Annotated in this window: 12 protein-coding genes; 4 read left to right on the top strand and 8 right to left on the bottom strand. The window is 58.7% G+C overall.

The annotated features are described in order from the left end of the window. Positions 1-4: 4 nt before the first annotated feature. The 3 genes from llg_RS02785 to llg_RS02775 all read right to left on the bottom strand — a co-directional run bounded on the left by llg_RS02785 (position 5) and on the right by llg_RS02775 (position 2422). Complete coding sequence (locus llg_RS02785; protein WP_338288028.1) at positions 5-703, bottom strand: hypothetical protein; 699 nt, start codon at positions 701-703, stop codon at positions 5-7. 60 nt (positions 704-763) lie between these two features. Further along, positions 764-1642 (bottom strand): aminoglycoside phosphotransferase family protein, encoded by an 879-nt coding sequence (locus llg_RS02780; protein WP_338288027.1) that lies wholly within the window; start codon positions 1640-1642, stop codon positions 764-766. Between the two features lie 75 nt (positions 1643-1717). Then, a complete protein-coding gene (locus tag llg_RS02775; RefSeq protein ID WP_338288026.1) occupies positions 1718-2422 on the bottom strand; it encodes a hypothetical protein in 705 nt (234 codons plus the stop codon). 200 nt (positions 2423-2622) lie between these two features. On the opposite strand from llg_RS02775, the gene llg_RS02770 reads away from it, so the two are divergent. Beyond that, entirely contained in the window at positions 2623-3048 is a 426-nt protein-coding gene (locus tag llg_RS02770; RefSeq protein ID WP_338288025.1) for a prepilin-type N-terminal cleavage/methylation domain-containing protein, read from the top strand. Between the two features lie 162 nt (positions 3049-3210). Here the strand turns inward: llg_RS02770 and llg_RS02765 are convergent, their stop codons facing one another. Both llg_RS02765 and llg_RS02760 read right to left on the bottom strand, forming a co-directional pair. Continuing rightward, positions 3211-3564: a hypothetical protein gene (locus llg_RS02765; protein ID WP_338288024.1), complete on the bottom strand. Its 354-nt coding sequence runs from the start codon at positions 3562-3564 to the stop codon at positions 3211-3213. 172 nt (positions 3565-3736) lie between these two features. Beyond that, entirely contained in the window at positions 3737-4075 is a 339-nt protein-coding gene (locus llg_RS02760) for a hypothetical protein (protein ID WP_338288023.1), read from the bottom strand. Between the two features lie 116 nt (positions 4076-4191). On the opposite strand from llg_RS02760, the gene llg_RS02755 reads away from it, so the two are divergent. From llg_RS02755 to llg_RS02745, 3 genes are all read left to right on the top strand, one after another. Continuing rightward, on the top strand, positions 4192-4437 hold the full coding sequence (locus llg_RS02755; protein ID WP_338288021.1) for a helix-turn-helix transcriptional regulator: 246 nt from the start codon (positions 4192-4194) through the stop codon (positions 4435-4437). Positions 4438-4533: 96 nt separating this feature from the next. After that, positions 4534-4782 carry a helix-turn-helix transcriptional regulator gene (locus llg_RS02750; RefSeq protein WP_338288019.1) on the top strand — a complete coding sequence of 83 codons (249 nt, stop codon included), beginning with the start codon at positions 4534-4536 and terminating at the stop codon, positions 4780-4782. Positions 4783-4988: 206 nt separating this feature from the next. After that, positions 4989-5930, top strand: coding sequence for an HNH endonuclease (locus llg_RS02745; RefSeq protein ID WP_338288018.1), 942 nt, complete (start codon positions 4989-4991; stop codon positions 5928-5930). Between the two features lie 151 nt (positions 5931-6081). Here the strand turns inward: llg_RS02745 and llg_RS02740 are convergent, their stop codons facing one another. From llg_RS02740 to llg_RS02730, 3 genes are all read right to left on the bottom strand, one after another. Continuing rightward, positions 6082-8715 (bottom strand): SIR2 family protein, encoded by a 2634-nt coding sequence (locus llg_RS02740; protein ID WP_338288017.1) that lies wholly within the window; start codon positions 8713-8715, stop codon positions 6082-6084. Positions 8716-8824: 109 nt separating this feature from the next. After that, positions 8825-12103, bottom strand: a complete 3279-nt coding sequence (locus llg_RS02735) for a ribonucleoside-diphosphate reductase subunit alpha (protein WP_338288016.1) — start codon at positions 12101-12103, stop codon at positions 8825-8827. Between the two features lie 83 nt (positions 12104-12186). Beyond that, positions 12187-12567, bottom strand: coding sequence for a four helix bundle protein (locus tag llg_RS02730; protein WP_338288015.1), 381 nt, complete (start codon positions 12565-12567; stop codon positions 12187-12189). Between the last annotated feature and the right edge of the window lie 64 nt (positions 12568-12631).

Here is a 12631-nt window from a genome sequence, read left to right as displayed (position 1 = left end):
CTTCTCAAGCCTGCTCCTTGAGCGCCTGTGCGAACGCCGGATGCGCGTCGACGATCATCGAGCGTCCGTGGAAATCGAAGTGCCGCTGCACGATCGGCCGCTCCTTCGCGCAGGTCCGGCAATGGGGGATGCGGAACAACACACCGCCTTCCCGCCCCTTCCGCCGCTGCATCCGCTTCTCCACGGACTGCCAGAACATCGCGCCCATCAACACCCCCTGGAGGATGGTGAAAAACGGAGCAAACAGCAGGAGCGGACCCGCCCGCCTCCAATCGTAGACACTCGCCTCCGTCTGCGCGTTCTCGTACCGCAGCGGGCTCACGCGTCCCGTCGTGTCCCCACAGCAGACGCAAACTTTCGGCAGCTTCTGCCCGCTCCGGATCGTCTGATCGGAAAAACCACCGCCCCGGTAGGCCTGGGAACGCACCACCGCCGTCAGCCCGCGCGCGCGGCTCACGCCACGGGATTTCCACAGGATCAGTCCCGGCACGATCGCGAAGATCCCCGGGCACAGCATCGAAACCACTCCCGCACCCAGAATCCCCCCGATACCCGCCTCGGGATGCTTCGCCCGCTCGTCCTTCACGATCGCCACGAAGCAAGCCACCGTCAGCACCGCCATGATGATGGCCGCCGCCGCCATGCACCTCTGGTTGCCGGTCCACCTGGAGCCACGACTGGAATGATATCTACGGGAGGACATGGGGGATGCCGCTCCCATGAGGCATGACCCGCCGCCAGTCACGTCAAATCCGGTGCCAGTTCACCCCTCCATCCCCCGCAGCCACTCCAGCCGGAACGCCAGCTTCCGCTTCCGCGTCTCATCCGGCTCCGGATACAGCACCGGATACCACGCGCTCATCACCGCCGCCCGCGCGATCAGGCACAGCCGCAGCGCCTCCTCATCCACCGTCCCGCCCGCCGCGCGATACCCCGCTAGGATCCGGCCCACGGTGTCCTCATCGCCATCCAGCACCCGCGGGTTCCAGATGATCGAGGCCACGTCCCACTCCACCGGCCCGCTGAACGTATCTTCCCAATCCGTCCACAGCAGCCCCCGCGTCGTGTGCATCAGGTTCCCCTCGTGCGCGTCCCCGTGCAGCGTCTGCCGTGGATAACCCCGCAGCGCCGCCAGCGGCCCCTCCAGGTTCCGACGCAGCAGCGCCAGCGTCTCCTCTGGAAACAACCCGCGCTCCTCCAGCATCCCCAGCAGCCCGATCGTCTCCGTCACGATCGCCATCTCCGGCAGCTCCTCCGGAAACTCCCGCAACACCGCGTGGCACTCATACAGCGTCCGCCCCACGTCCTCCGGCGATGGCTCCTCCGCCACCCGCTGTACATACTGCCAGAAATTCAGCGTGAATCCCAGGTGCTCGTACGGCCCCGGCGGCAGCGCCGCATGCACCGGGATCACCGGCGCCCCGTGCTCCGCCAGATGCCGCGCCACCGCGATCTCCCGCGCGAACCACGCCGGCCCCTGCCGCGGCCCCTCCACATCCACCACCACCCGCGCCACCAGGCACTCCGTCAGCCGCAGCACCAGCGTGCTGCCATTCTGCAGGATCTCGCAACGGTCCGGCACCACCCCGTGGGCGGTCGCCGTCTCCACCGCCGCACGGATGGGTAGATCGATCTTCGACACGCCCCGATCGCCCCCCATTTCCACCTCCCGTTCAAGCCCCATTCCTGTCCCTTTCGTCCTCTTCCCGCATCCCTCTCAATCCCAGGTAAACCACTTCTCCATCCCCGTCAGTGGCGTATCCGCCACCCGCTTCATCTCCTTCAGATACTCCGTAGGCACGTTCGAGCGGCGGATCGTCGAGGCCTTGATCGTCGGATACGTCTTGGCGATCCGCGCCTTGTCCTTCTCATAGTCATCCGTCACCAGCACCAGTCCGCGGCTGAAAACCGGCAGCCCCACCAGGTTCCGTCCGATGAAGGTGATCGCGTTCATCCGCCCCACATAGGTCGCTTCCCCGGCCTTCACCTCGAAGGGCGCGTCCATCGGCAGCCGGTTGCTCACCAACACCGCCCCGCCGTCGATCCTCCAGCCCGAGATCGAGTAACGCCCGGCCGGCATCGGGATCGCCAGCACCTCGCTGCGGCGGCTCCCGTTGAAGTGAGGATTCCCGCCATTCCCCGACTGAAGGGACTGCAGGGAAGCGGTGACGTCGTTGGCCCCGGTCGGCCCTTTGATCCACACCTGGGCCCGGCTACTGGAGGGGTAGTGGGTCTCCACCTCCCCGTCCGGTTTCACCGTCGTCTCGTGGAAGCTCGCCACGATGTAGCCCTCGCCCGGCTTCAGGCCCCGTGCCTGCAGCCCCTCCGGAGTCATGGGGTAGCCCTCCGTCGAGCACGAAACCAATGCCCCACCCATCACCACCGCCACCACGGCACCACCGATTGCTTTCAAAATCCGCATGCCGCCTCCCTAACCGCCCCCCATCACCCCCGTCAACCCGCTCCCTCCTTCTTCCCTGAAAACTAAAAACTGAACACCAGCAAACTCTCCTCCCCCCGCGATGGCGTATCTATCAGCTCCCCCATGAACTCCCTATAACCTCCACCACTGGCCGGATACCCCAGCTTATTCCCGGCCATCCCCAATCACCCATCCCCTACATGAAAACCTCCCATCGCCCCGCCCGCCGCCAGGCCGGCATGACCCTCCTCGAGCTCACCGTCGTGATCCTCGTTCTCCTCTCCCTCATCTCCATCCTCTTCATCGGCGCCCGCGCCTGGAAGAAAGGCTCGGACCGCGCCGGCTGCATCCTCAATGTCCGCAACTGCCAGCAGGCCATCCGCTCCTACTCGAATCTCAACCAGATCAACCCCGGCTCCACCATCCCCGGCGGTGCCTCCCGCGTCGATGTCCTCGTCGGCCCCGGCAAGTTCATGGAAAACATGCCCAAGTGCCCCGGCGGCGGCACCTACGGCGGCCAGGAACTCACCACCATCCCGAACCAAGGCACCCTCCTCATGGCCTGCAACGTCGGCGAGCCGAACCCGGGCTACAACCACTTCCCCGAGCACACCAACGACTGGTGAGCCCCCCGCCGCCTCCCGGCGCGCCCCCGTACCCCTCTCTCCACACGATCCTTCCCCAAAGGAACCCCGGCCCTGCCTTCCCCCAACAAGGCAGGGCCTTCTAACTGGGAGTCAGGACATTCCTGTCCGTTCTTCCTCTTCTTCTTCTTCTTCTCTTCCCACCTACCCCCGATCCACCTCCCGGCTCGGCGCGATCCGTTCCCCCTGGCATCTCTCCGCCTCCCTCCGGGCCGCCCGCTCCGCCGCGATCACCCGCCGTGCCCTCCACGACCGCGCGAACTGCCACACCATCCACGGGGCCGCGCACACGATCAGCCACGCCTTCCAGCCCCGGAACCCCTGGTCCGGTTCCATCACCATCGAAACCGCCACCGCGATGGCCGCCATGAAAAAGCCGAAGCTGATCGCCCAGCTCCAGCCCCAGTGCCGGTCGCACGTATGAATCCCGAGCGCCGCGCTGATCGGGATCAACTCCTCGGAAGCCTTGTGACACACCACACAGCGGGGCGTTTTCATGCCCACACATGGCCCCCGGCCCCACCCCGGGTCAAGCCAGCGCTCCCGTCCCAAAAGGTAGGGTCGCCTCGCCGAGGCGACAGGGCGGAAAGCACCCGTCCGCTCCCTCCAACCCCGCCCCTCCACCTCTTCTCTTCCCTGAAAACTGAAAACCGAAAACCAGCAAACTCTTCTACGGCAACAACCTCCCAATAAACTGCTCAAACCTCTCCAGCCTCCCCGCATCCACGAGGCGTCGTGGCATCTCCCCCAGCAGCCAGCGTCCCGCCTTCTCCTCCATCTCTCCCGCCGGATCGGGCGAAATCGCTGCCGGCGGGATCCGCGCCAGCGCCGCCAGCATGGAGGTCAGGCCGCGTTCGCAGCCGTGGCGGATCTCCACGTCCCCCGGATGCGGGATGCCCGCCCGGGACAGCTCTTCCAGGATCTCCAGGATCAGGGGAAAGCGCTCCATCGCGCGGTTGATGGACTCCGCCACCAGCTCCCGGTCCACGCCCGCCGCAGGATCTGTCATCTTCCGGTGCATCGGCTCATCTCACACAAGACCCATCATGCGAACTCCCCATCTGTTGTCAAATGACAAAGAATTTTCAGCGTGGAGCTTTGCCGGGGATTGGGCCACAAACGCGGATGCCTTCCGCTGACAGCGAAGCCTACGTCCGGCGCCTGATCGATCTCCTGCGGAGTGCCCGCACCGCGGCGGGCTTGAGCCAGCAGAAGCTCGCCGCGCTTTCCGGCGTCGACCTCGGCGTCATCTCCCGCGCCGAGCGCCACGAACGCATCCCCTCCCTCGCCGCCCTCCGCGACCTCGCCATCGCCCTCCAGCTCGACTGGGGACTCCTCTGCTCTCAAGCCGGGAACGGGGAAGGGGTGTGAGGGGTGGAAATCTCGACCAGCCATCGGGAAAAGGACTGCCCCCAATTTCACTATAGAGAAAGCCCGGTCAAGGTCGATTCTCGTTAGACTGGCCGGGTGCAACTCAATACCCGGGCCGAACGACTCTCCGAACTCCTGCGAAGCGAGCTCGAAGCGCGCCGGGTGGCCGCGGGCCTGTCGAAGAGCGAGCTCGCCGCCAAGGCCGGGCTGGCCGTGTCCTTCGTCTCCTACCTCGAAAGCGGCAAACGCCGCCCGACGGTCGAGAGCCTGGCCAAGCTCGCCTGGGTGCTCGGCACCACTCCCGGGGAGATGCTTTGCGGCTGCGAATCCCGCCTCCCCAAGTGAGCTGTTTGAGTATCCTTTCCGGGGCGCTATCACCTGCGGCGGGGACAATGGGAGTGAGGATCGGAGATTCATCGGGAAACGGGCCTCACCGCTACCACGAATACTCCCTCGGCCGCATTGCTAGAATTCTGGTGCCTTAGGAGCCCGTTGATCGGGATGGCCAATCTCGAATGACTTTCCCATAATAGCTTATGGTCTACGTGGAAATGTCGCGCACCGAAGAACATGGGGGCGGATCTTGGGGCTTCTCGAAATGTGTTTGGGCTCCGACTCGGAAAAGCAATGGTGGAAAATGGGGGCCTTGGAGCAAGGTGGGGCTGGTGGTCAAGGGGGATACGATCCTTCATCTTAAAGGTATTCCTCCCGAAGCCTATTTTACTGGGTATTCCACTGCAGCTTCAGCGGGCTATGTGACCAACGAGCGACCACCGGAGTTGGGAGAGTGGGGTGGCTCGCAAGAGTTTTATCGTGCGGATTTAGAGGACTACACCCCTTTTGTTGAGCCTTTGAATCTCACTCAGATATTTAGCGAGAGGCGTGAGCAATTGGAGCAGTTCTTTCTCGCGAACAAGCGGAATAAAACCAGCCGGCTAGGCCTGTTTTATGTGTTCCAATCGGGCAAGCTACAGTGCTTCAACGGTGGATATTTCACTGACATGAATTCTGATCTCTTGCGGGCATTGTTCGGTCCCTCATTGGTCGGCTTGATGCCGATGAAAGATCCAGTGGCGCAGTCAAAGGTTGAGACAGGCAGCCAACTTCGAACGGTGATGGCACGCGTTGGACAAAGTGAATTCGCCCGCGAAATAAAAAAGAATTATGGCCACCGCTGCTGCTTTCCCGGATGCGAGATTGACGATGTTCGTTTCTTGATCGGGTCTCATATTGCTCGCTGGGCTGACAATGGTGATCTGAGAGGGGAGATGGGAAATGGTCTCTGCCTTTGCCCCTTTCACGACAAGGCATTTGAAGTGGGTGTATTTACCTTAGATGACGCTTTTCGAGTTCGCTTAAACCCAAAAGCGACCGGTAAAGTAGCTGATCTTCTTAGTCTGGCGAATGAGCAGCCATTGCGAGCCGGGCTCCTTGCTCCTCATCTTGATGCTCTCCGTGAACACTGGAAACGCATTGGATTTATTCCGTCCTAATTTCTGAGATGTTTCCCTTCGAGTCTTTTCAATTTGCGATCGATTCGAGTGAAGTAGCGAGGACGGTTGTTTTTCATGCATTCCACTACAGCGTGCAGAAGGCTTTAAGTGAAAAGCCATGATAAATCGGATGAATCGAGTTGTGAGGTTGTTATATTGCGCCTGGGCCAAACTCGTCTCGAATCTGTTGGACTCGAATCTGCTGTTTGTTCAAATATTCGAGCTCGATTCGATCGACAAAATCAAGAGACTCTTGAATTTCGTTAACATCTTTATTTCCAAAGGGGCCCATTCGCTGAATTCCTTCTGAATGTTCAGATAATACGGTTCTCAATAATTGAGGCATCTGAACAAGAAGTCCTTCGTTGTAGAAAGATACACTCCTGCTAATTAAGTAATCACGGACTTGTTGTTCGCCGTCTTTTCGACCCAATCCCCAAATCAATCGGGTATATACTTCGGTATTCGGGCTTAGACCGACCAAGAGGTCAACCATGCCCAGAAATCCAACTTCAGATAATATGCTTCCGCTTAGACGGCAAAGTTTTTCAGACTCCGACACAATGCGCCTAAGGGATGCGTCCGCAGTGACGAAGACAGGGCGCCTCCCACGGGACAAGTCGATATATAGCGCTACGATTTGTTCTGCTTCGTGTTCGATAAGGATGCCGTCTTTATTTTTTTGGAGAAATTCATAACCGGTTTTCAGTTCATTGAAGGCACGATTGTAATCGACTAGTCGATCAGCTTTGAAGTTTGTTTTCTGAGTGGTTATTTGGAATTTTTGTTCTAGGTAATTCTCTAGTTCACTCTCGTTGTTGTAAGGCGCACAAGCGGTGAGGAACTCCTTAAAACTAGCGGTCGGGTTTTTGATCTTTGTTCGATAAGACAAAAATGCAGACACGAAAACATTGACGTTCGTGGCACCGTTAAATCGGATGAATTTTTCTAAGATATCCTGATTTTCCAGTTTGATTTCTTGCACTAAAGTCAGAGCCTTTCGGCGGTGACTAACGATTTCGTTTAAAAATTGATAGCAAATCCTTCGATCCGTTGAGTGTCCGCATCTATTGTTGGCCTCGATTAGTCTTAAAACTGCAGAAATATATCCAGCATGAAGAGGATGGCCTTCTACAATGGCGGGCATGATTACGCTGGCGTCGAAATATAAAATGTCTGGTAGTGCCCCGTTTTGAAGTAGAGCGCTGCGCGGAGATGTCATTGCAATCTGAACAGCAAATGCTGCCCGACCCAATTTTGTCAGATGATTAGCATCAGATTTGGAGGGATTACTAAAAAGATCTCTGATCGCGTTGGCTAATGATTCCTTCCAAGATTTGCTCTGATCAGGATAGTGATCACTTGTCAAATGCTTGAGAGTTTCGATCACGCCATTTTCGTTTGGGCGGATAGATGCGCCCGCGTAATAGGCACCTAGATCCCAAGCTCGAGAAAGAATCACTCTTTCCACAAGCATTGGCAATTTGCCGATTTCATGCTCGGTAATGTCCATGTCGTAAACCACGCGTGCTCGAATGCTGATAGACGTCGATAGCTTGATTAAGAGGGGGTTGGCTTCATCTTGATGGGAGCCAATCAAAGATAAGCATCCATTAGAGCGGACGATTTCCTTTTTTTGTTCGAGGCGCTCCAAAGCGGCTTTCACAATGGCGCTAGCTTCGTCGGTGCTTAATCGAAGTCGGTGGCGGACATGCTCGATAACCGTTACCTCTTGGCATATTTTCCCATGTTGTTCGGCGATGGCTCCGAGCACAATGCTTTCTCGTGTTAAGTCGGATAGGGAAACTGGGCCTCCTGAAGTTTGCTTTGATTGAGCATAAGCGAAAGCTAGGTATCTGTGGAGTTCTGAATGCGATACATCGGATAGATTTGTCTGGCTAAGATCGAGGTGTAATTCGGCGGCCTTTGTTCTATCGCTGTCAAAATGTTTTCTGAATCCATCCCATAGAGCGTGATGGTGATCGGAGGAATTGTATTTCCAGATTTCAACATTAACCGATAAAAGATCGGCGATCAGCTTGGTATCGCAATCATTTGGGACCAGTGCAGCATGCTTAGAGGGGAAGTTGGGGCCAAATGCGCGCTTGTAAATATTGAGTATCAAATTAATGGCTGGATCAGCAAAGGAAAATCCAATAAAGATGATTCTTCGGTATTCCAGTAGTCGCGACACGAAATCCAAGTAAGGTTGATTTTTGAAGAGCGATTTATAATCTTCGTCAGATATTTGAATGGAATCAGCCATCTCCGCACGGCCATGAATTCTGGCGATGATGAATTCGCTTCTGGTTGCGGCTCCTTTTAAACTTCCGTCATTAAGCTCTATGCATAGTGGGGCGTGTCCGGGGCGGTATTTGGAGGATGCCGTAATGAGGCTTCTGTCATAGTTTGTCGTTACTATCCCAAGGCTTGGATAGTTGACTAGTGCTTCGAGTAGGGGTATTTTTTCGGGGCTTATGTTTTTTTCTAAAAAGGGTTCTGCTATAATTGCATATTTATCTCCGTCGGTTAAGCCCTCGCAAGTTCTAATGATGGTTGCGGCACCAAGAAGATTACCGCTCAATACTCGTTTTTTTATTAATGTTGCGTCATCTGTGAGGCCTCGCTCATCGAGTTTGTCGGCTATCGAGTTGAGAAGGCCAACCCAAGTGGGTAACGAAATTCGACTTCCAACTCCTGCTCCAGCAAACAAAATCGTATCATTTGATTTTGCGAACTCGGCAAGCTTTGCTGCGACTTGAGTAGAGTTAAATCCTTGGTTCATGTTGCAATTTGGGTAGCTTACACAAGTTGTATAAATTGTGTTTTATCATGCCAAGAAAAAAGGGGATTCGCCTAGTGGCGAATCCCCTTTTTTAATAATTCAATGTATATTACTGGCAAGCCTCGCAGGTCCCGCCGTTCATCATCGCCTCAAGGCTGCACGCGTTCTTCTCCTCCTCCGTGTAGGTCTTGGCGGTGACGCCGCCGGTGGAGGCGACGAGGCCGCGCATGTCCTTCTTCACGTCCACGGTCGATTTCTCGATGTTGGAAGCCTGGAGGGTGCGGAGGTAGTAGGTGGTCTTGAGGCCCTTGTCCCAGGCACGGCGGTACATGTGGGACAGGGTCTTCATGTCCGGCGTGGAGAGGAACAGGTTCACCGATTGGCTCTGGTCGATCCACTTCTGGCGGCGGGCGGCGGCGTCGATGATGAATTCGAAGCCGATGCCGAACACCGTCTTGTGCTTCAGCTTGAGCGCCTCGGGGATGTTGTCGATGTTGTCGAGCTCGCCGTCGAAGTACTTGAGCTGGTCGACCATCTCCGGGCTCCACAGGCCGGCCTTCTTGAGGTCCTTCACCAGCTCGGCATTGAGGATGATGAACTTCCCGCCGAGGTTTTCCTTGGTGTAGAGGTTCTTGTAGTTCGGCTCGATGCAGGGGGTGGTGCCGGTGATGTTCGAGATGGTGGCGGTGGGGGCGATGGCGAGCACGTTGGAATTGCGCATGCCCTGCTTCGCGATCTTCTCGCGGACCACGGACCAGTCCATTTTGCCGCCGCGCGGCACGTCGATCTTGCGGCCGCGCTCGTCCTCCAGGAGATCCACGGTGTCCTGCGGGAGCAGGCCGCGGTCCCACTTGGAGCCCTTGTAGCTGGAGTAGCTGCCACGCTCGCCGGCGAGGTCCGAGGACGCGCCGTAGGCGTAGTAGGCGATCGCTTCCATGAACTCGTCATTGAACTCCACGGCGGCATCCGAGGCGAAGGACAGGCCGCGCTTATAGAGCGCGTTCTGCAGGCCCATGATGCCGAGGCCGATCGGGCGGTGGCGGCTGTTGGCCGTCTTCGCCGCGGGGGTCGGGTAGAAGTTGATGTCGATCACGTTGTCCAGCGCGCGGATGGCCACGGTGATGGTTTCCTTCAGCATCTCGTGATCCAGCGCGCCATCCTTGGTGATGTGCGTGTCCAGGATCACGGAGCCCAGGTTGCAGACGGCGGTTTCCTCGTCCGAGGTGTTGAGAGTGATCTCGGTGCAGAGGTTGGACGAGTGGATGACGCCGGCGTGGTCCTGCGGGGAGCGGACGTTGCAGGGATCCTTGAAGGTGATCCACGGGTGGCCGGTCTCGAAGATCATCTTGAGCATGCTCTTCCACAGCTCGATCGCGGGGAGCTGGCGGGACCAGATGCGGCCCTCGGCGGCCATCGCCTCGTACTGGGTGTAGCGTTCCTCGAAGGCCTTGCCGTAGAGGTCGTGGAGGTCCGGGACCTCGTTGGAGCGGAAGAGCGTCCAGTTCTCGCGGTTCTCCATGCGCTTCATGAACAGGTCCGGAATCCAGTTCGCGGTGTTCATGTCGTGGCAGCGGCGGCGGTCGTCACCGGTGTTCTTGCGGAGCTCCAGGAAGTCCTCGATGTCGTTGTGCCAGGTTTCGAGGTAGGCGCAGCCGGAGCCGCGGCGCTTGCCACCCTGGTTCACGGCCACGAGCTGGTCGTTGTGCAGCTTCAGGAAGGGGATGATGCCCTGGGACTCGCCATTGGTGCCCTGGATGTAGCCGCCGGTGCCGCGCACGGCGGTCCACGAGCCGCCGAGGCCGCCCGCCCACTTCGAAAGGAAGGCGTTTTCGGCGATGCCGCGGATCATGATCGACTCGATGGAGTCGTCCACCTTGTAGAGGTAGCAGGAGGAGAGCTGGCTGTGGAGCGTGCCGGAGTTGAAGAGCGTCGGCGTGGACGAGCAGAAACGGCGGCCCTTGTAGAGGTTGTAGAGGCGGATGACCCAGTCCTCTTTCTTCGACTCCTCGCGCTTGAACAGGCCCATGGCCACGCGCATCCAGAAGAACTGGGGCGTTTCCAGGCGGCGCGGGCGGGCGCCGGTCTTGTCGACCACGAGGTAGCGGTCGTACATCGTCTGGATGCCGAGGTAGTCGAAGTCGAGGTCCGCGGAGGGATCGAAGGCGTTGGCGAGCTTGTCGAGGTCGTAGGTGTCGAGCAGGTCCTGGTGGAGGCGCTTGATGGCCACGCCGTGCTTCAGGTAGCTCTTGAACTTGGCCTTGTGGGCTTCCTTCAGCTTCTCGATGCCGTCCTTTTGGATGCTCCAGTCGAGCACTTCCTCATAGATGTAGGACAGCAGGACGCGGCCGGCGAACTTGGCGAAGTCCGCGTCCTTTTCGATCAGGGCCTTGGCGTTGAGGATCACGGTGGCCTTGAGGTCCTTTTCGGAGATCTCGCTGCCGATCGAGCGGCGCAGCTCGCGCTCGATCTCGACCTCGCTGAGGCAGAGGTCCAGGCCGATGGAGGCGAAGGTAATGCGCTTTTTCAGCTCCGTGCCGTCCCAGAAGCTGCTGGTGCCGTCCTCGGTGGTGACGACGACCATGGACTCCTGGTTCGGGTCCTCGGTGCGGCTTTCCTGCTCTTGGCGGAGGCGGTTGCGCTGGGCGCGGTAGAGGATGTAGTGCTCGGCGGCCTTGAAGCGGCCGGCGCGCATCAGTTCCTCCTGGACCATGTCCTGGACGTCCTCGATGTGGACGAACGATTGGTCGCCGCGGCGGATGCGCTCGGTCACGGCGCGGGCGACGTCGGTGGCGGGATCGGGGTTCTCCTTGATGGTGAGGAAGGCCTTGCGGACGGCGATTTCGATCTTGGTCTCGGACCACGGCACCACGTTGCCGTTGCGACGGATCAGGCGCACGGGCAGGGCATGGGGGCCGGTGTGGAGGTCCACACTGCCATTCTTCTCCATGGAACGGCGGAACGCCAGCGACTTGGCGACGTCGTAGGCGTCGTTCTCGAGCAGCGCCTTTTCGATGAGGAGGTAGAGGTCGGCCTCGGACAGGCGGAGGCGGCCGCCGTCATCGAGGGACTTCGTGAGCGAGTTCGCGACGGCGTGGGCCACGTCGGCGACGAACTTGCGGTTCACGTCCGAGAAGATCGACTTTTCGTCCTGGCGGCGGGAAATGAGCAGGTCCGCGAGCGAGTCCCCGATCGCGTCCGCCACATCCTCGAGCGAGAAGTGGGATTCGGCCGTGCCGCGGGTGACGATGATGTCGGCGATGGGATTGCGCTTCTCCGTGGGCAACACCTCGCGCCAGGCAAAGGCACGGTCGTTGGCGGGAAGGGTAAAGCGGTCCGTGATGACCTGCTTCAGAACGAGATCTTCGTCGGGGTTAACGGCGCGATACATGGCTTTGAGTCGTTGGGGTGGGGCTAAGGGAAAATGGAAAGGGAGAAGGGCTGAACAGTTTGCTGGTTTTCAGTGTTCAGTTTTCAGGAAGAGGAGGGACGGCGGGAGTCGATGCTGCGGATGAGACCTTGGAGCATGGCGGAAATCTGGCGGGTTTCCTGGATCATCTCGCGGGAGCCTTCGATCGGCGGTTGACCGAGTTTTTTGCGGACGCGTTCGCTGATGTAGAGCTGGGTGCGGAGTTCGCCGCAGGAGCCTTTGCTGATGCGGAGGAACCGGATGAAATCCCGGTCACTGTCACGTTCGGCCCCTTCGGCGATATTGGAAGGGACCGAGATCGCGGCGCGCTGCATCTGGTCTTTCAGTGCGTATTCCTTGGAATCGGAGGTCGCGACGCAGAGATCCACCGCGAGCTGGCAACCGCGTTTCCAAACGTCGAGATCCTCGAAGGTGGTCAGGGCCATGGTGGGGCTTCTTTGCTGCTTCTTCTCTTCCTGAAAACTGAACACTGAAAACTGACAAACTCAG

Origin of the sequence: Luteolibacter sp. LG18, from assembly GCF_036322585.1 — a bacterium.
GTDB lineage: Bacteria > Verrucomicrobiota > Verrucomicrobiia > Verrucomicrobiales > Akkermansiaceae > Luteolibacter.
Note: the sequence above shows the minus strand (reverse complement) of the source record. Positions and strands in the feature narration are given on the sequence as shown.

Excerpts from the sequence above, each read along its gene's own strand:
- llg_RS02765 (WP_338288024.1), bottom strand. The coding sequence starts at position 3,564 with ATGAAAACGCCCCGCTGTGTGGTGTGTCACAAGGCTTCCGAGGAGTTG.
- llg_RS02730 (WP_338288015.1), bottom strand. The coding sequence starts at position 12,567 with ATGGCCCTGACCACCTTCGAGGATCTCGACGTTTGGAAACGCGGTTGC.
- llg_RS02740 (WP_338288017.1), bottom strand. The coding sequence starts at position 8,715 with ATGAACCAAGGATTTAACTCTACTCAAGTCGCAGCAAAGCTTGCCGAG.
- llg_RS02785 (WP_338288028.1), bottom strand. The coding sequence starts at position 703 with ATGTCCTCCCGTAGATATCATTCCAGTCGTGGCTCCAGGTGGACCGGC.
- llg_RS02755 (WP_338288021.1), top strand. The coding sequence starts at position 4,192 with ATGCCTTCCGCTGACAGCGAAGCCTACGTCCGGCGCCTGATCGATCTC.
- llg_RS02735 (WP_338288016.1), bottom strand. The coding sequence starts at position 12,103 with ATGTATCGCGCCGTTAACCCCGACGAAGATCTCGTTCTGAAGCAGGTC.
- llg_RS02760 (WP_338288023.1), bottom strand. The coding sequence starts at position 4,075 with ATGACAGATCCTGCGGCGGGCGTGGACCGGGAGCTGGTGGCGGAGTCC.
- llg_RS02775 (WP_338288026.1), bottom strand. The coding sequence starts at position 2,422 with ATGCGGATTTTGAAAGCAATCGGTGGTGCCGTGGTGGCGGTGGTGATG.
- llg_RS02745 (WP_338288018.1), top strand. The coding sequence starts at position 4,989 with ATGTCGCGCACCGAAGAACATGGGGGCGGATCTTGGGGCTTCTCGAAA.
- llg_RS02770 (WP_338288025.1), top strand. The coding sequence starts at position 2,623 with ATGAAAACCTCCCATCGCCCCGCCCGCCGCCAGGCCGGCATGACCCTC.